Annotated in this window: 21 protein-coding genes; 14 read left to right on the forward strand and 7 right to left on the reverse strand. The window is 64.8% G+C overall.

Features of this window, described 5'->3' with window-relative positions; translation table 11 throughout:
* Together QA642_RS30465 and QA642_RS30470 are read right to left on the reverse strand one after the other, a co-directional pair.
* The gene (locus QA642_RS30465; protein ID WP_283080147.1) at positions 1-459 is read right to left on the reverse strand and encodes a TerB family tellurite resistance protein; all 459 of its coding nucleotides are present in this window, start codon (positions 457-459) and stop codon (positions 1-3) included.
* A gap of 392 nt (positions 460-851) precedes the next feature.
* The gene (locus tag QA642_RS30470; protein WP_283080148.1) at positions 852-1,232 is read right to left on the reverse strand and encodes a nuclear transport factor 2 family protein; all 381 of its coding nucleotides are present in this window, start codon (positions 1,230-1,232) and stop codon (positions 852-854) included.
* A gap of 159 nt (positions 1,233-1,391) precedes the next feature.
* Here QA642_RS30470 and QA642_RS30475 point away from each other — a divergent pair, with 159 nt between their 5' ends.
* The 4 genes from QA642_RS30475 (at position 1,392) to QA642_RS30490 (ending at position 5,971) form a co-directional block, all read left to right on the forward strand.
* Entirely contained in the window at positions 1,392-3,152 is a 1,761-nt protein-coding gene (locus QA642_RS30475) for an MOSC and FAD-binding oxidoreductase domain-containing protein (protein ID WP_283080149.1), read from the forward strand.
* A 15-nt stretch (positions 3,153-3,167) separates the two neighbouring features.
* Complete coding sequence (locus QA642_RS30480) at positions 3,168-3,764, forward strand: redoxin domain-containing protein (protein ID WP_283080150.1); 597 nt, start codon at positions 3,168-3,170, stop codon at positions 3,762-3,764.
* Between the two features lie 39 nt (positions 3,765-3,803).
* Complete coding sequence (locus QA642_RS30485; protein ID WP_283080151.1) at positions 3,804-5,267, forward strand: PLP-dependent aminotransferase family protein; 1,464 nt, start codon at positions 3,804-3,806, stop codon at positions 5,265-5,267.
* Between the two features lie 74 nt (positions 5,268-5,341).
* Positions 5,342-5,971 (forward strand): FMN-binding negative transcriptional regulator, encoded by a 630-nt coding sequence (locus QA642_RS30490; RefSeq protein ID WP_283080152.1) that lies wholly within the window; start codon positions 5,342-5,344, stop codon positions 5,969-5,971.
* On the opposite strand, the gene nhaA is transcribed toward QA642_RS30490, so the two are convergent.
* Complete coding sequence (gene nhaA / locus QA642_RS30495) at positions 5,968-7,203, reverse strand: Na+/H+ antiporter NhaA (protein ID WP_283080153.1); 1,236 nt, start codon at positions 7,201-7,203, stop codon at positions 5,968-5,970. The genes QA642_RS30490 and nhaA overlap by 4 nt on opposite strands.
* Positions 7,204-7,398: 195 nt before the next feature.
* Between nhaA and QA642_RS30500 the strand changes: the two genes are divergently transcribed.
* The 4 genes from QA642_RS30500 to QA642_RS30515 all read left to right on the forward strand — a co-directional run bounded on the left by QA642_RS30500 (position 7,399) and on the right by QA642_RS30515 (position 11,205).
* Positions 7,399-8,223, forward strand: a complete 825-nt coding sequence (locus QA642_RS30500) for a class II glutamine amidotransferase (protein WP_283080154.1) — start codon at positions 7,399-7,401, stop codon at positions 8,221-8,223.
* A 19-nt stretch (positions 8,224-8,242) separates the two neighbouring features.
* Positions 8,243-9,469 carry a carboxylate-amine ligase gene (locus QA642_RS30505; RefSeq protein WP_283080155.1) on the forward strand — a complete coding sequence of 409 codons (1,227 nt, stop codon included), beginning with the start codon at positions 8,243-8,245 and terminating at the stop codon, positions 9,467-9,469.
* Between the two features lie 62 nt (positions 9,470-9,531).
* The gene (locus tag QA642_RS30510) at positions 9,532-9,717 is read left to right on the forward strand and encodes a hypothetical protein (RefSeq protein ID WP_283080156.1); all 186 of its coding nucleotides are present in this window, start codon (positions 9,532-9,534) and stop codon (positions 9,715-9,717) included.
* Between the two features lie 351 nt (positions 9,718-10,068).
* The gene (locus tag QA642_RS30515; RefSeq protein WP_283080157.1) at positions 10,069-11,205 is read left to right on the forward strand and encodes a hypothetical protein; all 1,137 of its coding nucleotides are present in this window, start codon (positions 10,069-10,071) and stop codon (positions 11,203-11,205) included.
* Between the two features lie 193 nt (positions 11,206-11,398).
* Here QA642_RS30515 and gor read toward each other — a convergent pair whose 3' ends face one another.
* From gor to rpiA, 3 genes are all read right to left on the reverse strand, one after another.
* Positions 11,399-12,787, reverse strand: a complete 1,389-nt coding sequence (gene gor, locus QA642_RS30520) for a glutathione-disulfide reductase (protein ID WP_283080158.1) — start codon at positions 12,785-12,787, stop codon at positions 11,399-11,401.
* Between the two features lie 132 nt (positions 12,788-12,919).
* Positions 12,920-13,438, reverse strand: coding sequence for a DUF2059 domain-containing protein (locus QA642_RS30525; protein ID WP_283080159.1), 519 nt, complete (start codon positions 13,436-13,438; stop codon positions 12,920-12,922).
* A 2-nt stretch (positions 13,439-13,440) separates the two neighbouring features.
* Positions 13,441-14,154 carry a ribose-5-phosphate isomerase RpiA gene (gene rpiA / locus QA642_RS30530; RefSeq protein WP_283080160.1) on the reverse strand — a complete coding sequence of 238 codons (714 nt, stop codon included), beginning with the start codon at positions 14,152-14,154 and terminating at the stop codon, positions 13,441-13,443.
* A 147-nt stretch (positions 14,155-14,301) separates the two neighbouring features.
* Between rpiA and QA642_RS30535 the strand changes: the two genes are divergently transcribed.
* From QA642_RS30535 to QA642_RS30560, 6 genes are all read left to right on the forward strand, one after another.
* Entirely contained in the window at positions 14,302-14,976 is a 675-nt protein-coding gene (locus tag QA642_RS30535; protein ID WP_283080161.1) for an HAD family hydrolase, read from the forward strand.
* 154 nt (positions 14,977-15,130) lie between these two features.
* Positions 15,131-15,607, forward strand: coding sequence for a hypothetical protein (locus QA642_RS30540; protein ID WP_283080162.1), 477 nt, complete (start codon positions 15,131-15,133; stop codon positions 15,605-15,607).
* 119 nt (positions 15,608-15,726) lie between these two features.
* Positions 15,727-16,761 (forward strand): GTP 3',8-cyclase MoaA, encoded by a 1,035-nt coding sequence (moaA, locus tag QA642_RS30545; protein ID WP_283080163.1) that lies wholly within the window; start codon positions 15,727-15,729, stop codon positions 16,759-16,761.
* A gap of 289 nt (positions 16,762-17,050) precedes the next feature.
* Positions 17,051-17,590 (forward strand): TRAP transporter small permease subunit, encoded by a 540-nt coding sequence (locus QA642_RS30550; protein ID WP_283080164.1) that lies wholly within the window; start codon positions 17,051-17,053, stop codon positions 17,588-17,590.
* Positions 17,587-19,188 carry a TRAP transporter large permease subunit gene (locus QA642_RS30555; protein ID WP_283080165.1) on the forward strand — a complete coding sequence of 534 codons (1,602 nt, stop codon included), beginning with the start codon at positions 17,587-17,589 and terminating at the stop codon, positions 19,186-19,188. Before QA642_RS30550 ends, QA642_RS30555 begins: the two co-directional genes overlap by 4 nt.
* Positions 19,189-19,488: 300 nt before the next feature.
* Entirely contained in the window at positions 19,489-20,778 is a 1,290-nt protein-coding gene (locus QA642_RS30560; RefSeq protein WP_283080166.1) for a M20/M25/M40 family metallo-hydrolase, read from the forward strand.
* A gap of 22 nt (positions 20,779-20,800) precedes the next feature.
* On the opposite strand, the gene QA642_RS30565 is transcribed toward QA642_RS30560, so the two are convergent.
* The gene (locus tag QA642_RS30565; RefSeq protein WP_283080167.1) at positions 20,801-23,767 is read right to left on the reverse strand and encodes an autotransporter outer membrane beta-barrel domain-containing protein; all 2,967 of its coding nucleotides are present in this window, start codon (positions 23,765-23,767) and stop codon (positions 20,801-20,803) included.
* Positions 23,768-24,144 lie beyond the last annotated feature (377 nt).

Genomic DNA, 24,144 nt, shown 5'->3' on the forward strand with positions numbered 1-24,144 from the left:
TCACTCCTGTTTGGCGGCGCTCGCCGCGCCCGGGCCGACCGGTTTTGCACGCGGCAACACCAGGGTCAGCAGGCGCAACAGCTTGATCGCCTGCACCTCATGCGGATGCACGTCCTCGTCGGCAGCCGCGACGCGCTCCGACAATTCCATCAGATGGGACGAGAGCGGCATGTTCGAAACCGGCCGCAACGTGTCGATCACCACATTGGCAAAGTCCGGCTCCTCCAATCGTTCCGCCAGCTCGTCGAACATCGACAACAGCCGCTCGTCGCTGATGTGCGGCGCCAAGCCGCGGTCCCGGATGAAGCGGATCACCTCGTCGCGCTCGACCGGCGAGACCCGCCGGTCAGCCACGGCGACCAGCGCGCCGGCGATGACCAGCGCCACCGCCGCCTGCTCGTTCAGGCTGGACGGCTCGGTGATCTCGATTTCGATGGGTTTTGAAGTGGCGTCAGACATCGTTGCTCCTCAATCTTGCGAAATGGCCGCACGGAGCTGCGATGGGGACGATGGGTCGGAAGGAACTCGAGAAGGCCCGACGATCGGCCGATCCATCGCATTCGCGCGGGACAGGTCATCCGACATCGCGAGGTTTGCCGACATTCGTCGGCGTCCTCGCCAGAGGGGCCCGGATTCTTGTTCGCATCAGACATAAAGATGGGTCGGACGGAATCAAGGCGAGAGACATGCGACCAGCCGCCGCATCGGGTTCCGTCTTGCCGTACTCCTCGCTGTCATCGCCCGCGAAGGCGGGCAATCCAGTATTCCGTGACGTCCGTGATTGAATCGAGAGGCCGCGGCGTACTGGATTCCCCGCCTTCGCGGGGAATGACAGCGGAGTGTTCGCGCGTCTACCCCATCAGCTCCACCAGATGCGCACGCGACGGTGACGGATCGAACCGGTCGCCGAAATACTGCGTCTCGTGCGCCACCAATCCCTCGCGGAATTCCATGATGCTGACGACGTAGGACGGCACGCCGTCATAGCTGAGGACGAACTCGCTCACCCAGAGATCGCCGCCACCGACGATCCGCCGGACCGTGAAGCGCTTCTTGTTCGGCTGCACGAAACGGCTTTCCTGGATCTTTCTGCGACCATGGATGCGCTCGCCGGACTGCGGATAGTCGAGCACGGCGTCCTCGCGATAGATGTCGTGCTCGGCCTCGAAATCGTTCGCGTCGGACGCAGCCCAATGACGCTGCAGCGCCGCCAGCTTCGCCTGATCATCCATCGCGACCTCCCGTCCTTGCGGTTTCCAGCCCTCAGATTGGCGCACAGTCGGGCGGGGGCAAGGCTCCCTCGCAACGTCTAACAACGACTAACGCGCCAAAAATCCGACTTGGATGCAGATTGACAATGCCGCGATTTGGAACCAGCCGGGAAAACGCCCATGGCACGTTTGCTGTCCGTCAATGTCGGCTTGCCGCGCGACGTCGCCTGGCAAGGCAGGACCGTTCATACCGGCATCTGGAAAGCGCCCGTCACCGGCCCGCGCAGGGTGCGCCGGCTCAACATCGACGGCGACGGCCAGGGCGACACGGCCGGTCATGGCGGCGAGCAGCGTGCCGTGTTCGTCTACCAGGAGGACTCCTATCGCTACTGGCAGAAACATCTGAGCCGATCGAACCTCGTTTATGGTCAATTCGGCGAGAATTTCACCGTCGAGGGCCTTGCCGACACCGAGGTCTGCATCGGAGACCGTTACAAGATCGGCTCTGCGCTGTTCGAGGTGACGCAGCCGCGCGTCACCTGCTACCGGCTCGGCATTCGCATGGAGGAGCCGGACATGGCCGCGCTGCTCGTCAGGCACGGCCGCCCGGGTTTCTATTTCCGTGTGATCGAGGAAGGCGACGTCGGGGCCGGCGACGAGATCACGCAAGTCGCCGATGGCCCCGAGCGCATGAGCGTGTTCGAGATCAATGCACTGCTTTACCTGCCCCCGCACCCGCGCGAACGTCTCGAACGCGCGTTGAAAATTCCGGCGCTGAGCCGCGGCTGGCGTCATTCATTCGGAGCGCTGCTCGACCAGCAGCACGCCGGCCATGCGGCAGGGGGAAACGCCGGACTTGGCCCGGCCGCAAGCCCGCCTCCGGCCTGGCGCGGCTTCCGGCCGTTTCGCGTCTCGCGCAAGATCGCCGAGAGCGGCAACGTGACCTCACTGGTCCTCGATCCCCAGGACGGACATGCCGTGGCGGCCGCCCTGCCCGGCCAATTCGTGATCGTGCGGCTCGGTCCTTCCGCCACGGCCGCGATGACGCGCAGCTATTCGCTGTCGCGCCGCGCCGAAGCCGCGTCCTATCGCATCAGCATCAAGCGGGAGGCACACGGAGCGGCCAGCCAATATATCGCCGATGAGCTCCGGATCGGCGACGTCGTGCAGCTCGGCGCGCCGCGTGGCAGCTTCACGCTGCGGCAGGATGCACGGCCCATTGCGTTGCTGAGTGCCGGCATCGGCGTGACCCCCGTGCTCGCAATGCTTCACGCGCTTGCCGCGGAAGGAACGACACGAGAGGTCTGGTGGCTGCACGGCACCCGCAACGGCCGCGAGCATGCATTCGCTGCCGAAGTGCGCGGACTGCTGGCCGGACTACCGGATCATCACAGCCATGTCTGCTACAGCGCGCCCGATCCTGACGATCGCGCCGAGGTGGATTACGACACGGCCGGGCGTCTGGATGCGCCTCTGCTGGAGCGGCTCGACGTGCCGCGCGACGGCGACTTCTATCTGTGCGGCCCGGCCGCTTTCATGAGCGATCTGACGACCGGCCTCGCCGCATTGGGCGTCACGCCCGATCGCATCCACACCGAGTTGTTCGGCTCCCAACCGTCGCTGACGCCCGGCATCGCGGCGGCGCCGAAAATGCCCGCGCATCTCCCGGCCGGGGCACCGGGCCCGGGGCCGATGGTGTCGTTCGCGCGCAGCGGCCTCAATGTCTGCTGGGGTCCAACCTATGCCAGCCTGCTCGAGCTCGCCGAAGCCTGCGACGTCCCCGTGCGCTGGTCGTGCCGGACCGGCGTGTGCCACAATTGCGAGAGCGGGCTCGTGGCGGGCACGGTGAGCTATGCGCCCGATCCGCTCGACGCACCGGCCGAGGGCAATGTCCTGATCTGCTGCTCGCAGCCGCAAAGCGACATCGTGATCGATCTCTAGACATGGGAGAGTTTGATGCGGACTGACATGGCGCCAGGAGCGACCTTCCCGGATTACGAGCTCAGCGATCACACCGGCAAGCACCGCAAGCTCTCCGAGCTGCAGGGAGGCGATCCCATGATTGTCGTTCTCGGCCGCGGCGGCTTCTGTCCGAAGGATCGCCGCCAGACCGAAGGCCTGTTGCAGCTTCATCGCGAAATGGAGGTCGGCTATTGCCGGCTGGTCACGATCACCACCGACAACATCACCGAGACCAACGAATACCGAAGCGGCGCGGGCGCGCACTGGCCCTTTCTCTCCGATCCCAGGCGGATCGTTCAGAAGGACCTCGACATCGCCGAATACACCGATCCCGTCCACAATCCGATGATTCCGCACGTCATCGTGCTGGAGCCCCGCTTGCGCATTCACAAGATCTACAACGGCTACTGGTTCTTCGGACGTCCGACCGTCGAAGAGCTTCGCCAGGACCTGGGCGCTGTCACCATGGCGTGCCGTCCGGATTGGGACATCACCGCGCCCGGTTTCAGGGCCCTCTGGGACCAGGGCCGCAAGGAACATTTTTACCCCTACGGCAAGCCTTTCGTCGCAACTCTCGGCGACCAGGGTTAGAAACACATTCCGACCTTGTCCATTCGGCCCGGAATGTGAATGACCCGGATGCAAACCAATCCCGGCGCGCGCGCCGGCCACATCGGCGCGCGCCAGATCTATGAGGCACTGCGCGATCAGATCATGGCGCGGGTGTATGGCACCGACGGCCAGCTGCCGTCCTCGCGCGCGCTCGCCGGCGAGATGGGCGTAGCGCGCTCGACCGTCACCGTCGCCTACGAGCAGCTTGCGGCCGAAGGCTTCATCGAGACACGCCATGGCGCCCGGCCGCGCGTCGCCCGCGCCGTCGTCGAGCGCGGACGCACGCGCCTCGCCTCGCATGCGCCGGCGCGCAAGGTGCACCTGTCGCGCTTCGGCGAGCGGCTGCGGCAGGACCCGCCGCGCTGGATCGAGCCGCCGCACGGGCTCGTTGCCAACTTCCGCTATGGCGAGCTCTCGCCATCGGACTTCCCGGTGCTAGCCTGGAAGAAGGCCGTGACCGCGGCGATGGCGCGCAGGCCCGCGCGGCTCGCCTATGATGACCCCTGCGGATCGCTCCGGCTGCGCACCGCGCTGCAGGGTTATCTGTGGCGATCACGCAGCGTCCGCTGCGAGGTCGAGCAGATCGTCGTCGTCAACGGCTCGCAGCAGGGCCTCGACATCTGCGCCCGTCTGCTGCTCGATGCCGGCGACCGCTTCGTGATGGAGGATCCCGGCTACCAGATGGCGCGCCACACCTTTGCGGCGACGGGCGCCGAGACGGTGCCGATCCCCGTCGACGCGGATGGCCTCGAGACCGAGCGGCTCGACGGCGTCGAAGCCCGCCTCGCCTATGTGACGCCGTCGCATCAATATCCGCTCGGCGGCGTCATGCCGATCGGCCGCCGGCACCAATTGCTCGCCTGGGCGCGCCAAAACGATGCCTACGTGATCGAGGACGATTACGACAGCGAATATCGCTACGACACAAAACCGATCCCGCCGCTGCATGCGCTCGAAGGCAGCGGCAACGTGATCTATCTCGGCACCGTCTCCAAGACGCTCTCGCCGACCTTGCGGATCGGCTATCTCGTGGTGCCCTCGGGGCTGCGATCCCTGTTCGCCGCCGCCAAGCAGGTCATGGACCGGCACACGCCGCTGATCGAGCAGGAGGCGCTTGCCGCGATGCTGGAGAGCGGCGCCTATGACAGTCATGTCAGGCGCGTGCGCCGGCGCAATGCCGAACGCCAGCAGGCGCTGGTCGACGCACTGCGCCGCCGGTTCGGCGATCGTGTCCGTATCGACGGCGCGGCCGCCGGCCTGCACGTGGTGGCCTGGCTCGATGACCTCTCGCAGAAGCACGAGGATGCGCTGATCCAGGCAGCCCGCGCCAGGGGCGTCGGCATCTATCCCGTCTCTGCGCTGCGCGTCGGCCCCCGCCGGTCGAAGACGGTCGGCCTCGTCATGGGCTATTCGGCGCTGGAGGTCGCGCAGATCGAACGCGGCTGCAAGCTGCTGGCGCAGGCCGTCGCCGAACTGGACTGATGAAATCGTTCGAAACTGGCAGTTTATCACAGGCCAGATTGAGGCTATCTCCGTGACCAGAACGGAGACACGCCATGTACATTCCCCCCGCCTTTCGCGACGACGACATCGAGAGCATTCGGGCGACCATTCGCCAAGCCCGCCTTGCGAGCCTCGTGACGGCCACCAGCGAGGGCCCGGTCGCAACGCCGCTGCCGCTGTTCCTCGACGAGAGCGAGGGCGAGCACGGCGTTCTATACGGGCATGTTGCGAAGGCCAACCCGCAATGGCAGCTCGCCCCGATCGGCCACGCGCTCGCGATCTTCAATGGACCCGAAGCCTATGTGACGCCGTCCTGGTACGCGACCAAGCAGGAGACCGGCAAGGTCGTGCCGACCTGGAATTACGTCGCCGTGCACGCCTACGGCCCAGTCGAGTTCTTCCAGGAGCCCGAGCGCCTGCTCGACGCCGTGACGCGGCTGACCAGCCGGCATGAAGGCGCGCGCGCCAAGCCGTGGGCGGTGAGCGATGCCCCCGCCGATTTCATCGCCGCGCAATTGCGCGGGATCGTCGGGGTGCGCATTCCCGTCGTGCGGTTCGAGGGCAAGCGCAAGATGAGCCAGAACCGCCCCGAGGCCGATCGCATTGGCGTCGTGCAGGGGCTTTCGGCGAGCGACAACCCCCACGACCGCGAGGTCGCGGCCCTGATCCCGCTCCCGACCTAGTCTTCGATCTCGTTGCGTTGGCGCTGGGCAAACTCCGCCCCGAAACCGAGGCCGAGCGTCACGGAGATGAGCGACCCCAGCAGCACGCCGAGCTTCGCGGCGTCCAGCAGGTTGGTGTCGGCGAAGGCAAGCATGGCGATGAAGATCGACATGGTGAAGCCGATACCCGCCAAAAGCCCGATGAGGCAAATGCCGCCCCATGAGACGCCCGGCGCCAGGCGGCACCAGCCCGAGCGCACCGCAAGCCACGTCACCCCGATCACGCCGACGGGCTTGCCCGCACATAAGGCGAGTGCAACGCCGAGTGTCACGAACTGAGTGCCGCTTGATAACTCCATGCCCTTGAAGCTGACGCCCGCATTCGCCAGCGCGAAGACGGGCATGATGGCGTAGGCGACCCAGGGATGCAGCGCCGTCTCCACACGGATGACAGGCGGCGCGATCTCGGGACTGGGTGAGCGCACCGGCGTGATCAGGCCAAGCACGACGCCCGCTAGCGTCGGATGAACCCCGGCCACGAGGAAACCCGTCCAGACGACGAACGCCGGCACGATATAGGCATAGGCTGAGCCGAAACCGAGGCGCTGAAAGCCAAGCGCCATGACAACGCCGAGCGCCGCGACGGCGAAGCCGCTGGGATCGAGCCCGCTGGTGTAGAAAAGCGCGATGATGAGCACCGCAATGGTGTCGTCGATGATGGCGAGCGCCAGCAGAAATACTCTGACGTTGCCGTGAATGGATTTTCCGAGCAGTGCCAATACGCCGACCGCGAACGCGATGTCGGTCGCCGTCGGGATCGCCCAGCCCTGATCGGGTCCCGCACCGGCATTGAGGCTGAGATAGATCAGCGCGGGAACAACGACACCGCCTAACGCCGCGAGCACCGGCAGAATCGCCTGATCGAATTTGCTGAGCGCGCCCTCGTGGATCTCGCGCCGGATCTCCATGCCGACGACGAGAAAGAACACCGTCATCAACGCGTCGTTGATCCAGAAATGCAGCGATCTCTCGAAGGCGAATGCGCCGAGGCGAAGCGGAATCGGCTGGCTCCAGACGTCGCGATAGGAATGGGCTAAGGGCGAGTTGGCCCACAGCAATGCGGCTGCCGCTGCCACGAGCAGCACGATGCCGCTGATAGCCTCGACATGCAGGAACTGCTGGAAGGTCGCGAGCGCTCGCTCGGCAAAAGATTGGGATTTGGGCAGGTGCCTGCCGGGCAGCTGGTCGTTCATGGGTGCACACATCCTGCGTGGCGGCCCGACCATCGCTTGACCTGTCGCTGCACCAATGCAGCGAGCACCCGGACGCTCTTCTACACAACGGAGGCACTAACGCAACCCCACACGGCCGTCCTTCGCCGGGAACCATCGTCCCGTCAGCTGTGTTGATGCATCTCAGCACGCATCTTCTGCCTGACAGGAACACCCATGTGCCGCTGGATCGCATACCGGGGCGAGACCACCTCGTTCGAGCCTTACGTGACCGAGCCCGAGCACTCGCTGGTGGCGCAGAGCATCCGCTCGCTCCAGTCGACGGCGGGATCGAACGGCGACGGCTTTGGTCTCGGCTGGTACGGCGAGCATCCGGAGCCCGGCCTCTACCGCGAGACGCGGCCGGCCTGGTCCGATGAAAACCTGCGCTATCTCTGCCGCCACCTCCGCTCGCATCTGTTCTTCGCCCATGTCCGCGCCGCCACCGGCACGGCGGTGACGCGGCAGAACTGCCATCCCTTCGCCTGCGGCCACTGGATGTTCATGCACAACGGCTTCGTCGGCAGTTGGAACAGGCTGCGGCGCAAGGTCGAGGCGCTGATCCCCGACGCCTATTATCCGTCGCGCCTCGGCACGACCGATTCGGAAGCCGTGTTCCTCGCCATGATGGGCGCAGGTCTCGAGAACGATCCGCTTCGAGCGACGAAGGCCGTGCTGCAAGCGCTCGTGGGCCTCGTCAATGAAGGCACACTGCGCGAGCGACTGCGCTTCACCAGCGCCATCGCCAACGGCCGGGATCTCTATGCCTTCCGGATCGCGGTCAACGACGCCGCCAACACGCTCTACTTCCGCGAGGATGGCGGCCAGGTCATCGTCGTATCCGAGCCGTTCGACAAGGAGACGGACTGGACGGAGGTGCCGCCCAACCACGCCCTCATCGCGCGCGCATCCGAAAGCGCGAAAATTGTTCCATTCGACCTTGCAATTTCCAGTGGGTCCGCGGAACCGGCTCCGGTCAGGCGGATTATAGCCCGCAGATAGAACTGCTGCCGGGCGGCATATGACAATTGCTTCGGACGTCTTGAAACTGCTGCGGCTGGATCCCTCCGACGGCGGGCAGCACCTCGTCATTCGCTCGGCCGGCGCGCGCGGCAAGGCGGCGGACTATTCGTTCGGCATCGAGGAGGAATATTTCCTCGCCGACCGCCGCACCCTCGAGGTCGCAATCCAGACTCCCAACGAGCTGTTCGAATCCGCGAACTGGTCGACCGGCGGCCAGGCCATGCGGGAGATGCTGCAATCCCAACTCGAGGTCGCCACCAACGTTCACGTCGACGTCAACGACGCGCGGGAAGAGCTCCGCTTCCTCCGCCGCGAGGTCGCGACTGTCGCCGCGCAGTATGGTTTCGTGATCATGGCCTGCGGCACGCATCCGACCGCAGTCTGGCGGATGTCGCAGCCGACCCCCAAGCCTCGCTACGAGGAAATGATCGAGGATCTGCGCAGCATCGGCCACCGCAACATGATGTGCGGCATGCATGTGCACGTGCAGCTGCCGGATCCCGAGAAGCGCATGGCGGTGATGCGGGCGATGCTGCCGCATCTGCCGCTGTTCATCGCGCTCTCCGCCTCCTCTCCCTTCTGGAATTCGCACAAGACGGGCCTGAAGGGCTACCGGCTCGCCGCCTATTCCGAGCTGCCGCGCACCGGCCTGCCCGAATTGTTCGAGAGCCGGCAGGACTACGACGAATATGTCGGCGCGCTGCGGCGCTCCGGCGTGATTCCCGACGAGAGCCACATCTGGTGGGCGATGCGGCCCTCGATGCGACATCCGACCCTCGAGCTTCGCGCGCCCGATACCTGCACCCTCATCGACGACGCCGTTGCCATCGCTTCGCTCTATCGCGGTTTGACGCGCCACCTCTATTTGCGGCCCGATCTGTCGAAACAGGTCACCGTGGTCGAACGCGCGATTGCGGTCGAGAACAAATGGCGCGCCCAGCGCTACGGCACCGACTGCATCTTCGCCTCCAGGGACGGGCCGGTCACGATCTCTGAGCAGCTCTCGCGCGTGATCGACGACACGGCCGAGGACGCAGCCGCGCTGAATTGCGCCGCCGAGGTCGAGCACTGCCGGACCATTGTCGAACGCGGCAGCTCGGCGGAGTTCCAGCTTCGCGCCTACCGCGATAGCGGCGACGACATCGCAGCCGTGTCACGTTGGATCGCTACATCTACGATCTCTGGAACGAGCGCGCCGATGGATCGCAGTCCCGCGCCGTCATAGCGCCCGCGCAAGCTTCGGCAGCCAAGGTGCCGCCCTCGAATTCGACGATCGTGGAGGACGACATGAATCGCATCACATCATGCACCGGCTGCGGCCATGCACTTGTCCCGATGCTGACGGCGAAGGGCCGCGCGGAGCTAAGCTGTCTCTGGTGCGAAGGCATCGACGCGCGTACGCTGGAGATGGCGAAGTGGGCGGACAGCCCCTCCGGCAAGCCCGAGCGGTCCGCCCGTCCCTCGTTCGAATGAGCCATTTCCGCCGCCGGGCCGCCGGCGGTCGATGATCGCGGTGGCTTTGGCGGCTGCATGCCCTTTGCAGGGCATGCCGACAAATTAGACAAGGAGCATCTCTTCACCGGACTTGCGAGTCCCGTGAACAGAGCGAGGTAAGCCGGTGATGCGGCTCATCTAACCTCAGGTGCAGCCTCGGCTTTTCTTGCCGCCGCGAGGGGCCGGAGAGCCCACGCGCGGGGAGCGCGCGCCGACTGGCCCAGAATTCGCAAGACAGCATCAGGCCTCAGTCCCTGCTCCTTTCACCGAGTGGAGCAGCAAGATGCGCGCGCCAGCTCCGGGATCGATGGCCCAGAATCGGAGAATGCCATGAACGTGCATGCCGCGGCCGATCTCAAATTCACCGGCCTCACCCGCCCGGATGGCTCACCCCTTCGCTTGAACGATCAGGATTTCATCGCGATCGATCGCGACAAGAATGCGAAATTCGAGGCGACCTACCGGCCGCAAGCACTCTACAACCGCGCCAACGAGGGATTTCACGCCAACAACGAGACCTTCCTCCTGCACGAGGTCGCGACGAATCTGCCGATCTATCGCCCCGACACCGGCCCCACCGATTTCCATCTGCATCTGCCGCCGGGCGGCTTCCAGCTCGTGCTGGTCACATCGGGCGCGTTCACCTTCGACTATGATGGGCGCTTCTACAATGTCGGCCCAGGCGCGGTGATGCTGCAAAGCGCGATCGTGCACCGCCAGCTGTTCTACACCTGGTCCGGACTGTCGACCGAAGAAAACCTGAAGACGCCGCAGACGGTCGTGCCCGATCCGATCTCGATGGGCTACTCCGGCAAATTCCTCGAAGCCTTCGTGACCGACCCGACGACCTTCCCGAACCCGACCATCGTCGGTCCCGACCAGATCAACGAGGCCGAGACGCCGCGCGTGGCCTGGAGCCATCCTCTGCACAACCGTCCGGCCGGTGCAGGCTTCTGGCTTCAAGACCCGTTGGCGCTCGATGCGCTGTTCAGGCCGCTCGCCGGCAGCTCCGTCAAATCCGCCATGCCGGTTTACGTCCGCGATATCGGCATCGAGATTCCGAGCGGCCACCTCGTCACCGGCCACATCATCGCGACCGACCCGCGCGGCCAGTCGCTGCTGCCGAAGAGCACAGCGGCTGCGGATGCAACCTGCTTTGCCAAGGGCGAGGTCGCGATCTACCGCGTCATCCGCGGCACCGCCGAGTTCAAGAAGAAGTCCGGCGAGAGCTTCGGGCTCTCTGCCGGCGATGTGGTGACGGCCGGCAAGGAGTCGATCAGCCTCGTCGGCCTCAGTGAAAACACCCAGGTCCTCCGCCTCGGTCTGCTCAAAGGCATGAACGAGCTTCGCAGCTGGACGCCGACGCAGCGCGACGAGATCGACGGCCTCGCCGGTCAGATCATCACGCAGAAGGACATCCGTCCCCTGCGCACGGAAGGAAAACCAGTCGGGTATTTGTACGGGTAGGCGCGTCGCAGCTAAGCGCTCGAGGTTCTTCCTTCTCCCCTTGTGGGAGAAGGTGGCGCGAAGCGCCGGATGAGGGGTTCTCTCCGCTCGCACGACCGCTTGTGAGGAGCGAGACCCCTCACCCGTCTCGCCGCTACGCGGCGAGCCACCCTCTCCCACAAGGGGAGAGGGTAAAGAAGAGCCGCTCGTGCCCCTACTCCGCCGCCTGCCTTACATGCCGCGCGGTCGGCGTGCGCATCGTCACCAGCTCTTCGGCCGCGGTCGGATGCAGCGCGATGGTCGCGTCGAAATCGGCTTTCGTCGCCTTCATCTTCACCGCGATCGCCACCACCTGGGTCACCTCGGCGGCGCAATCGCCGACGATGTGACAGCCGAGCACGCGGTCGGTCGAACCGTCAACGACGAGCTTCATCAGCACGCGGGTGTCGCGGCCGGACATCGTCGCCTTGATCGGGCGGAACGTCGTCTTGTAGATGTCGACGTGGCTGAACTGCGCGCGCGCCTCGGTTTCCGTGAGGCCGACCGTGCCGACCTCCGGCTGCGAGAACACCGCGGTCGGGATATAGGAATGATCGACCTGCACCTCGCGCTTGCCGAACACGGTGTCGGCGAAGGCATGGCCCTCGCGGATCGCGACCGGCGTCAGGTTGAAGCGATGGGTGACGTCGCCGATCGCATAGATGCTGTCGACCGAGCTCTTCGAGAAATGGTCCACCGCGATGCCGCCATTCCGAGGGTTGATGGCGACGCCGGCGTTCTCGAGCCCGAGATTGGCAACGTTGGGGTGGCGGCCGATCGCCAACATCACCTGGTCGGAGGCAAGGCTCGACCCGTTCGACAGATGCGTGGTGAACTCCTCGCCGTGGCGATCGACCTTGGTCACCGTGCAGCCGGTGAGGATGGTGATGCCCTGCTTCTCCATCTCGGTGCGGACATGGGTGCGAACGTCCTCGTCGAAGCCGCGCAAGATATTGTCGCCACGATAGATCACGGTGACGTCCGAGCCGTAGCCGGCGAAGATCCCGGCGAATTCCAGCGCGATATAGCCGCCGCCCTGGATCACGATCCGCCGCGGCAGCTTCTTCAAATGAAACGCCTCGTTGGAGGAGATCACGTGCTCGATGCCGGGGATCGCTGCACCATGGTTCGGCGCGCCGCCGGTGGCGATCAGGATGTACTTCGCGGTGATCTTCTTGTCGTCGGTGAGCAGGCGGACCGTGTGCTTGTCCTCGATCACCGCACGGCTCTTGACGACCTCTGCGCCCGACTTCTCGACATTGGTCGTGTAGGCCGCTTCCAGCCGCGCGATCTCCTTGTCCTTGTTGGCGATCAGCGTCGGCCAGTCGAAGGTCGCGGGCGGAATGGTCCAGCCGAAGCCGGCGGCGTCCTCGAGCTCGTGACGGACATGCGAGCCGATCACGAACAGCTTCTTGGGCACGCAGCCGCGGATCACGCAGGTGCCGCCCATGCGGTACTCTTCCGCGATCATCACGCGGGCACCATGGCCGGCCGCGATGCGGGCGGCACGCACACCACCCGAGCCGCCACCGATGACAAAGAGGTCGACGTCGAATTCAGCCATTGTCCACTCCGACCTCTTCTTTCAGCGCATGATCCGGAGAAGTGTGCAGCCGTTCTCCGACAGGATCATGCGCAAATACCGGGCCTAAAGCGCGATGACGCGCTTTAGGGCTTTCTGACTAGATAGGTGCTGTCAGATTTCCTTGCCACGCTTGCGCATCTCGGCGCGGAAGGCGCCCATCACGGTCTCGGAGAAGTTCTGGGCCCAGGAGTTCATGAAGGCCATGCTGAGACCGATGGCGCGCGGCTCGGCGTCGATCAGCTTCTTGCCCAGCGGCGACTTGTAGAAGGTGACGAGATCCTTCAGCTCCTGCTCGGTGAACTCGCTGGCGTAGATCTGCGCCATGCCCTCACCGATCTCGTTCTGGCGGCCCTGGAGCTGCTGGGCCACGATCGGAGCGACCTCGGCGAGGTCCTTCTGGTAGTTGAGGTTCTGCTGGGTCAGCGCGATCTTGGTCTTCTCGACGAGGCCGGGCACGGCGCCCTGATACATCGCCGTGGCGTTCTTGATCTGCAAGATCTCCTTGGCCGCCGCGATCGCCGCCGGCGAGGCCTTGGGCGGCGTGGCCTGCTGCGCGAGGGCCGGGGCAGCCGAAAGCGCCAGCCCCACAGCGAGGGTCGCGGCCGGCAAGAATTTCAAAACACTCTTCATTCCTAGTCTCCTTTCGGCTTACGCCGTTCAATCACGCGAATTCCCTCGCCACCCGCCAAAACGGCCGAGCTGGCCAAGCCGATGAACAACCCGTGGTCGACCACGCCGGGGATCGCGCTCAACGCCTTGGCGAGGCTGGGCGGATCCACAATACGTCCGAGCTGGGCATCGACGATCCAGTGGCCGCCATCGGTGACGAAAACGTGGCCATCTTTGGCCTTGCGGACCGCCATTTGCCCGGAAACGCCGCACGCCGCAAATGCCTTCTCGATCGCCCGGCGCGTCGCACCAAGGCCGAACGGGATGACCTCGATCGGCAGCGGAAACTTGCCGAGCGTCGGCACCCATTTGCTGTCGTCGGCAATCACGATCATGCGATCCGAGGCGGCCGCCACGATCTTCTCGCGCAGCAGCGCGCCGCCGCCGCCCTTGATCAGGTTGAAGTCGGGATCGATCTCGTCGGCGCCGTCGACGGTCATGTCGAGATGGTCGATCTCGTCGAGCGTGGTCAGCTTCACGCCGGAGCGGATCGCATCGAGGCGCGTCGCCTCGGAGGTCGGCACGCCGATCACCTTGAGCCCGGCGGCGACGCGCTCGCCGAGCAGCTCGACGAAATGCTTCGCGGTCGAGCCGGTCCCGAGCCCGAGCTGCATGCCGTCACGCACCTCCTCGAGCGCACGCGCCGCAGCCTGCCGCTTCAACTGGTCCATGTCCAAAATGCGCCCGCCTCTCGATAAGGGTGTTTGCGGCGGCCTATGTAGCCTCGTTTTTCCCGCCAGAACAGGCCTCTGGGCCGATCTTATAAGGTGAACTTATGGCGTCGGCCCTTGCGCCGATCCGGCCGGCCCGATAGCGCTTGGACCATGGCCTCCCCTTACACCCTCGTCTTCGATCTCGACGGCACGCTTGTGGATACGGCGCCCGACCTGATCACCGCGCTCAATTACGTGCTCGACCGCGAAGGCCTGCCGCCGGTGCCGATGGCCTCGGCCCGCAACATGATCGGCGCCGGCGCCCGCAAGCTGATCGAGCGGGGGGTGGAGGCCGAGGGCCGCACCGTCACGCCCGCGGACATGGACCGGATGACGGCGGATTTCATCGCCTATTACGCCGACCATATCGCCGTCGAATCCCGGCCCTTCGAGGGGCTCGAGACCGCGCTCGACCAGTTTGCCGCCCAGGGCCATCGCCTCGCGGTCTGCACCAACAAGCTGGAATGGCTGTCCAAGCGCCTGCTGGACCAGCTCGACCTGACCCGCCGCTTCGCCGCGATCTGCGGCGCGGACACTTTTGGCGTCCAGAAGCCCGACCCGGCCATTTTCCGCGAGACCGTGGCCCGCGCCGGCGGAGAGGTGAAGGCGTCCATCATGGTCGGCGATGCCGGAACCGATGTCGGGGTGGCGCGCCGCGCCGGGGTGCCCGTGATCGGGGTCAGCTTCGGCTATACGGACGTGCCGATTGCCGAGCTGAAGCCGGACCGGCTGATCCATCACATGCGCGACCTGCCGGCCGCCGCGCACAGCCTGATGACGGCCTAGCGCCCGCAATTGCCTGATATCATTTGGCTATTTCGCGGAACTCTGCATTAACCATCTATTAACTATGCGTGGACCGCCGGTTGCTCGCCCAAAGCGACGCACCTAAGGTCCGGCCGGGGTATGTGGCGGTTCGTCGCACTGGAAGTGGATGGTCATGCGTCGTGTCATCGCGATTGCGCTAGCGGGAGCGAGCCTTGGCGGCTGTTCCTCGATGTCTTGGGACATGTTCAAATCGGCCCCGCCGACCGCCCAGGTCCGGCTTGAGTCCAATCCGCCGGGCGCCGACGCGAGCACGTCCCTCGGCCCGGGCTGCAAGACCCCCTGCTCCGTCTCGGTTCCCGCTCCCGACGCGCCGTTCACGGTCGCCTTCGCGCTGCCCAAATACCAGCCGGCCAGCGTGCCGGTGAACGTGATCAAGAATCCCGGCGATTTCACCACGCCCGCCACGGTCACGACCGATCCGAATCCGGTGTTCGCGGAGCTTCAGCCCGCGGTGCCGCCCAAGCCGGTGAAGAAGAAGCCGCACCGGCCGAGGGCCAAACCGGCCGCAGCCGCGCCTGCTGCGGCACCGGCCGAAGCCACGCCGGCCGCGGCCTCGCCGTTCCCCGATCCGGGCACAGGCAAGCGCTGATCCAAGCGGTGATCACGTATACCACCCGATTGTCCTAGCCGCGTCCGATGCTTAGATTGCGTCCAAGGCACCGCCGAAGCAAAGGTGCCGCCCGTCGCCGTAAGTGACAAGGCATTGGTATGAACGGACCTTCCGTGAACCCCCGCGCTGCGCTGTCGAGCGCAATGACCGATCCGTTTGGGCGGACCATCTCGTATTTGCGCGTCTCCGTCACCGACCGCTGCGACCTGCGCTGCTTCTACTGCATGTCGGAAGACATGACGTTCCTGCCCAAGGCCGATCTGCTGACGCTGGAGGAACTCGACCGGCTCTGCTCGGCCTTCATCGCCAAGGGCGTGAAGAAGCTGCGGCTCACCGGCGGCGAGCCCTTGGTCCGCCGCAACGTGATGACGCTGGTCCGCTCGCTGTCGCGGCACCTGAAGAGCGGCGCCCTGAACGAGCTGACGCTGACCACCAACGGCACCCAGCTTGCGAAACATGCGCAGGAGCTGGCCGATTGCGGCGTCCGCCGCATCAACGTCTCACTCGACACGCTCGATCCCAAGAAGTTTCGCGAGATCACCCGCTGGGGCGAGATCGACAAGGTGATGGAAGGCATCGAGGCCGCGCGCGCCGCAGGCCTCGCCGTGAAGATCAACGCGGTGGCCCTGAAGAATCTCAACGAGGACGAGCTGCCCGAGCTGATGCGCTGGGCCCACGGCAAGGGCATGGGCCTGACGCTGATCGAGGTCATGCCGATGGGCGAGATCGGCTCGGGCCGGATCGACCAATATCTGCCGCTGTCCCTGGTGCGCGCGCGCCTCGCCCAGCAATTCACGCTGACGGATTTAGCCGAGAGCACCGGCGGCCCGGCGCGCTATGTCAGCGTCGCCGAGACCGGCGGCAAGCTCGGCTTCATCACGCCGATGACCCATAATTTCTGCGAATCCTGCAATCGGGTCCGCATCACCTGCACCGGCACGCTGCACACCTGCCTCGGCCACGAGGACGCCTCCGATTTGCGCAAACCTCTGCGTGCATCGGACGACGACATGCTGCTTGCGGATGCGATCGATCGCGCCATCGGGCTGAAGCCCAAGGGCCACGATTTCATCATCGATCGCCGCCACGACCGCCCCAGCGTCTCCCGGCACATGAGCGTCACCGGCGGCTAGGACTCAAGCCCGACCGCGTTAAGCTTTTGAGCGCGCGTCAATTTGTCCATTTTCCGATTGACGGCGCCTGAAGCCGCTGGTTTGGTGCGACCGCCTTTGCTTGCCCGGCAACAATAAGCCGGCCCGCCCGTTGGCGGTCGCGGTCAAGACGGCAAGGCACGAGGGGAGGACTGACGCCGCAACGCTTTCGGAAAATCATCCGTGCGGTCGCGTGCTTTTTGCACGCCGGCCCAGCGATGCGTGCTGAAGCCGCCCGTGAAGTGTTAGGCCGCGACGGAGAAACAATAAGATGCGTCCATTGCTGGCGGTGAGCAACGCCATCGACCTTCTCAACGAGAAGATCGGCTACGTCTGTAACCTCCTGGTGCTTCTGTCATGCTTGGTCAGTGCGGCCAACGCCATGATCCGCTACGCCTTCAGCTACTCGTCGAACGGGTGGCTCGAGCTGCAATGGTACATGTTCGCGATCCTGGTGATGTTCGGCGCGTCCTACACCTTCAAGCGCAATGAGCATGTCCGGGTCGAGATTTTCTATCTGCTGCTCTCCGAGCGCGGCCAGCTCCTGCTCGATCTGATCGGCACGTTGTTCTTCCTGATTCCCGCCTGCCTCCTGCTTGCCTATCTGTCCTGGCCGTTCTTCATGCAGGCCTATGACGTCGGCGAGATGTCCGGCAATGCCGGCGGCCTGATCCGCTGGCCGATCAAGTTCGTGATTCCTGCCGGCTTCGTCCTGCTGGCGCTGCAGGGTGTTTCCGAGGTCATCAAGCGTATCGCGGCTCTCCAGGGCTATGTGACGATCGACGCCAAGTACGAGAGGCCGACCCAATGATTACGCTGGAAATGATGCCGCCGCTGATGTTCGGCGGCCTGGTTCTGGCGATGCTGATCGGCTTCCCGGTTGCGTTCACGCTCGCGGCGGTCGGCCTCTCCTTCGGCTTCCTCGCCATCCATCTCGGCTTCTTCGACCTCAACTTCCTCCAGGCGATTCCCGGCCGCGTGTTCGGCAGCGTGCTCTCCAACGAGCTCCTGCTCGCGATCCCGTTCTTCACCTTCATGGGCGCCATATTGGAAAGATGTGGCCTCGCCGAGGACATGCTGGATTCGATGGGCCAGCTGTTCGGCCCGGTCCGCGGCGGCCTCGGCTATTCCGTCATCATCGTCGGCTTCATCCTCGGCGCCATCACCGGCACGGTGGCGGCGCAGGTCATCGCCATGGCGCTGATCTCGATGCCGGTGATGATCCGCTACGGCTACAACATGCGCTACATCACCGGCGTGCTGGCGGCCTCGGGCACCATCACGCAGCTCGTGCCGCCCTCGCTGGTCCTGATCGTGCTCGCCGACCAGCTCGGCAAGTCGGTCGGCGACATGTATCTCGGCGCCTGGGGCCCCTCGGTGTTCCAGATCATGCTGTTCGCCGGCTACACCTTCGTCCTCGGCCTGATCAAGCCGGGCCACGTGCCGCCGGTGCCGCTGGAAGCGCGCACGTTGACCGGCTGGGCGCTGTGGAAGAAATGCCTGATGGGCATCATCCCCTCCGCCGTGCTGATCTTCGTCGTGCTCGGCACCATGATGATGGGCCTTGCAACCCCGACGGAGGCCGGCGCCATGGGCGCGGTCGGCGCCATCGTGCTCGCCGCGATCCACCACAAGGACTTCACCTCGACCGATCGCAAGGTGCTCGTCGTCGGCATCATCGCCGCCGGCATCGGCACCATCGTCGCGATGCTGTTCACCGAGAACCTGATCTTCAAGCTCGCCTTTGCCGTGACTTATCTCGCGGTGGCCTGGATCTGCCTCTCGGCCGCGCGCATCCCGGACCTGCGCGACCTCATCAAGCAGGGCTACGAGTCCACCATGCGCCTCACCTGCATGGTCACCTTCATCCTGATCGGCTCGACCTGCTTCTCGGTGGTGTTCCTCGGCGTCTCCGGCGGCGTCTGGCTCGAGCATCTCTTGACCTCGCTGCCCGGCGGCGTCTGGGGCTTCCTGATCTTCATCAACCTCTTCATCTTCTTCCTGGCGTTCTTCCTCGACTTCTTCGAGATCGCCTTCATCATCCTGCCGATGATCGCGCCGATCGCGCAGAAGATTTTGGGCCCCGTCGTCGGCGACGGCCCGGCGCTGATCTGGTTCGGCGTCATGCTGTGCGTGAACATGCAGACCTCGTTCCTGCATCCGCCGTTCGGCTTCGCCCTGTTCTATCTGCGCGGCGTCGCGCCGAAGGAAGTGAAGAGCTCCGACATCTATTGGGGCGCGATGCCCTGGATCGGGCTGCAGATGATCATGGTGCTGATCGTGATCGCGTTCCCGATCACGGTGACCGGCCTCCTGGACAAGCCGCTCAACGTCGACCTGGACAAGGTCAAGATCGAGGTCCCGCAGATCGACCTGCCCCCGCTGGATCTCGGCCCGCCGCAGAAGTAGCCGAGGCCAACGTAGCTGCGCTTTTCCTTCTCCCCGTGTGGGAGAAGGTGGCATAGGCGGCCTATGGCCGCCGTTCTTAAGAGACGCCGAAGCGAAGCTTCGGCTACAGCGCCGGATGAGGGGTTCTATCGGCAAACTCATAGCGAGATGAACCCGCGGAGAGAGACCCCTCACCCGTCTCGCCGCTCCGCGGCGAGCCACCCTCTCCCACAAGGGGAGAGGGTCAACAGACCGATGCGCGTGACACGTGCGGGAAACACGGGCATACCGGGCTATCCTCCAACTCATGGACAGCCGCTTATGCTCCGATCGCACCCTGCTCCATCGTTCATCGTTTCCTTGTTTGCTTCGCTCTGGCTGGCCTCTGCGGCGACTGTCGCGCACGCCGAGCCGGTGGCCGATGTTCAGGCGCTGGCGCAGAAGGAGCAGCAGCCGCTGCTCGACACGCTGCGCGATCTCGTCAACATCGAAACCGGCAGCAGGGACATCGAGGGCCTGAACGTGATCGCAGGCCGCGTCGCCGACCAGCTCAAGCAGCTCGGCGGTACGGTGGAGATTCTGCAACCGACCGACATCTATCGCCTCGACGACACGCCCGAAAAGATCGGCCCGGCCGTGCACGCCGTCTTCAAGGGGACCGGCACCAGGAAGATCATGCTGATCGCCCACATGGACACGGTGTACCTGAGGGGCATGCTGAAGGACCAGCCGTTCCGCATCGACGGCGACAAGGCCTACGGACTCGGCATTGCCGACGACAAGCAGGGCGTCGCGCTCATTCTCCACACCGTGGCGATGCTGCAGAAGTTGAATTTTAGGGATTACGGCACGCTCACGGTGCTCACCAATGGCGATGAGGAAATCTCCTCGCCCGGCTGGCGCAGCACCATCACCAAGTTCGCTTCCGACCAGGACGTGGTGTTCTCGTTCGAAGGCGGCGGCACCGACGGCACGCTGCGGCTCGCCACCAGCGGCATCGGGTCGGCCTATCTCACGGTGACCGGCCGATCGTCGCATGCGGGCGCAAGGCCCGAGGGCGGCATCAACGCGCTCTACGAGCTCTCGCACCAGGTGCTGCAGATGAAGGACCTGTCCAAACCCGAGCAGGGCCTGAAGCTGAACTGGACCGTTTCCAAGGCCGGCACCAACCGCAACGTGATCCCTGCCGAGGCCACCGCGCAAGCCGATGCACGCGCGCTGAAGGTGTCGGATTTCGACGAGCTGGAGAAGGCGCTCCAAGAGAAGATCAAAAGTCACCTGCTGCCGGATTCCAAGGTCGAGCTGAAATTCGAGGTGCGCCGTCCGCCGCTCGAGGCCAACGACGCCTCGCGCCGGATGGCGGCCTACGGCAAGACCATCTATGAGGAGATCGGATTGCCTCTGAAGGTCGACGAGAAGCCAACCGGCGGCGGGACCGATGCGGCCTTTGCCGCGCTCAAGACCAAGGGCGCCGTGGTCGAAGGCATGGGCCTGTCCGGCTTCGGCGCACATTCCAACGACGCCGAATATGTGATGATCGGCAGCATCGTGCCGCGTCTTTACCTGACCACGCGCATGATCATGGATCTGTCCAACGGCAAGGTGAAGTAGCCGTCATTCCTTCTCCCCTTCCCTACCAGGAATAGTGCACGCCGAGGTTTCCCCTCACGCCGTCGCGCCTGCCGCCGTCGGTGCCGCTTACAGCGAACTGGTAGCCGGCCTGGGCGTAGAGGCTGAGGCCGGGAAGAAGCTTCGCGCTGAGGCCGCCGGCGAACTCCAGCCGCGTCGCCCGCTCGACCAGGGGCACCGCGTCGGGGCCGTACATCGTGATCGCCTTGGCGCCCCAGTCGCGCCAGACATTGGCTAGCACGTAAGGTTGCCACACCCGTCCGTCGAGGTCGTTGATGGTCCACTTGCCGCGCAAACCGAGCCGCCCGCTGGCGCCCGAAGTGGTGCCGAGTCCGACCGGGCCCAAGCCGTCGTTGGCGTCGTCGAAGGAAAGCCGCTGCCAGATGATCTGGCCCTCGGGCTCCAACACGAGGCGCGGCCCGAACCACGACAGCGGGATCGGATAGCCCGCCTCCAGCGATGAGGTGAAGCCCGTGCCACCGATAGGCAAGTTGGCAAACTGGGTCGCTGCGTTACCGTTGTAGAACGAGCCCTGCAACACCGCGTCGATGTACCAGCCGGTGGGGCCATAATGGGTCCAGTAGCCCCCGAATGAATAGGCATTGAGATTCACCGAGCCGGTGTGTTGCAGCACATAGGCGGTCGCGGCCGCGTTGGTGACGACACCGTCCACGCTCACATTGCCGTTGCCATAGGCAAAGTAGAGGCCGACGGTGTCGCTGTGGCTCGGGACCAGGCTGCCGCGCCAGACATCGATGCCGGTCTGGATGCCTGCCACCTGGCCGGTCGCGCGTGGATCAGCGAAGGCCTGGTAGTGGTTGTCGATCCGCTGACCAAACAAGCGGCCCCAGACCGCCGACCGGCAGTTGTATGGAACAGGTGGGGCCTTGGTGATGGCGCCGCCGTCGGGCGTGGCATTCAGGCACGCCGCGTCCGCCGACGCATCGCCGACGCGTTCATGCAGGGTGCCAAGTGTACTGAGCCCCATCTGCCGGGCGACAGGCTGCACCACGCCATAGGTCGCAAGCTCCGGTCCAATGATCGGCCAGACGCCCGGCGGTGGTGGCTGTCCGTCGTCGGGTGCAGGATCAGTGGGCAGCACGCCCGGCGGCGTGACCGGCCCGTTGCCGCTGTCGCCATTGCCGTTACCTCCGTTAAAGGTCGAGCGCAGAAACCAGTCGTCCGGATTGGTGCCGTTAAAGCCGCCTCTGTAGAGACGGTAATCTATAAACCCGGCACGCGCCTCGCCGGCGAGCGTAAAAGCGTTCTCCGCCGTCGCGCCACTATTCGCCGCCTCCACCACAAGGATGCCGTTTGCACTCGTGTAGGCGCCGGGGCCGCTGGCGTTGGTAATGCGTACAAACGAGTTGCCGGTCGCGCTGCCGCCGTTGATCACTAGCCTGTCCGATGGCGACCCGTCGGTGCCGAGGAACGTGTTGAGCCCGATCGCGCCGCCCGCACCAATGTAGTTGACCACGGTCAGCGTCTTGTAGCTGGCAAGAAGCGTCGGATCGCCGGTCGGCGATGTGAACAGGATCAGACTAGGATCGTTGGTCAGAATGTTGACGTTCGAACTGCCGGTCATCGTCCATAGCGAGCCGTTCTGCAGCGTAACGTTGGAGGCGCTGAGGGCGTCGGTAAGCGCAACGCCCTGAACGGTTGAGGCCTTCAAAACGACGTTGCTCGTGGAGCCGCCGCTGACATTCAGCCATTGGCCATTGTTCACGGTCGCGATCGCGTTGCTGAGATAAATGTTGGCAGTAGCGCCCTGCACCGAGAAAGAGGCGTCGCTCGCCACAATCGTCGCATTGCTGTATTGCAACGTATTGGCGGCGCCAGCGTTGTTGAAAAGAAAGCCGAAGCCGCCATTCCCCGAAGCCGTCACGTTGGTGCCGGCCATTGTTACGTTCCCGCCGTTCTGCAGCAGACCTCCCGCACCGTTGACGACGGAGACCCAGCCGCCAGTCGTCTCGATGCTGGCGGACCCGGTTGCGCGAAGTCCGCTCTCCCCGCCAGTGCCCACGACGGAAACGTCGCTCCTTGTCAGCTTTACGTGGCCACCCGAATCGGCGCTCACGCCGACATCACCGCCCGTGCCAGTGACGCTAATCGGCACATTGGTCGCCGTGATAGTGCTGCCAAAGCTTTGCGCCAGGACTCCCGTCTCACCGCCAGCGTTGAGGCCGGTCACGGTGATGGAGCCGCCGGTGAGCGAGATCGTGCTTGCCGAGAGCGCCTTGACCGCGGCATCGCCGCCGGTTCCACTGACACTGATGATCACCCTGTTAGCAGTAATCGTGCTGCCTGTTTCCGCCTCCACAGGCGTCTTGCCGCCGCTCGTGCCAGTAATGTTGATGGTGCTATTGCTAAGATCGATTTGCGCGCCCAACAGGGTATGCGCAGCAAAATCCCCGCCACCGAGCGGCCCTTGCACCGTGATGCTGTCTGCAATGATCTGGCTACCCGCGCCCGTCGCCAATAGACCCGTATTGCCGCCGCTGTTCAGGATGTTGAGGAGCGTGTTGTTGTCCAGCGTGATGACGCCGCCGTTTTCAGCCTTGACCAGGGTATTGCCGCCGCCACTCAGAATCACATTCAGGCCGCTGGCCAAGATATGGCTTTGCGCGCCGCTGGCGAGCAGGCCGATGATCCCACCGCCACCGGTCGGGTTGGCGATGCTCGATCCGCCCGCCGGCGCAGGCGCAATGCCGAAGGTAATGGTGGCTCCGCTCTGAGCCGTCACGGCGGTGCCGAATGGCACATTGATGCTGACACCATCCGCCGCGATCGCCGCGCTGTTTGCCGCGGTTACCCGAGCAACCGTACTGGCTGGAGGGATGGTGCAGGAAGCCGCCGCACCGCTGACGCTGACCTCCTGCGAGCCGTTGACCGGGCAGTTCGCCGCCTGCGCGGTGGAGATGCTGCCGTGTACCATGGCGAAAGGCGGCACCGCGGACACGACGCACACCATGTCCCTCCCGATGGGGAGGGCCGGCAGCAACGCTCTGAACAACAAGCGCCTCATCATCGAGGGGCAATTGCCTTTTGCGCTCACGGCGAGGTTTTCCGTCGTGATTCACCCCAATCGGCACCACACTTAAAATTGCAAAACTCGCCACAACTGCGGCGTGAGACCGGGCGGCTCGGATTTCTCGATGGTTGTGGCTAACAAGTTACGTAGTGGACAGAGATGCTGACCAATTCGGGAGTCTAACCGCGTCTTGCTCCGCGTCACACGCGCGAGCGTACCGTTGCTGGTCACGCTCCTGACGATAGAGCAGGATCAATCCGCTTGCGAGGTGGACCACCACATGGGGGATGAGGGGTCTCTCTCCGCGCATTCAGCTC

The organism is Bradyrhizobium sp. CB2312 (assembly GCF_029714425.1).
Taxonomy (GTDB): domain Bacteria; phylum Pseudomonadota; class Alphaproteobacteria; order Rhizobiales; family Xanthobacteraceae; genus Bradyrhizobium.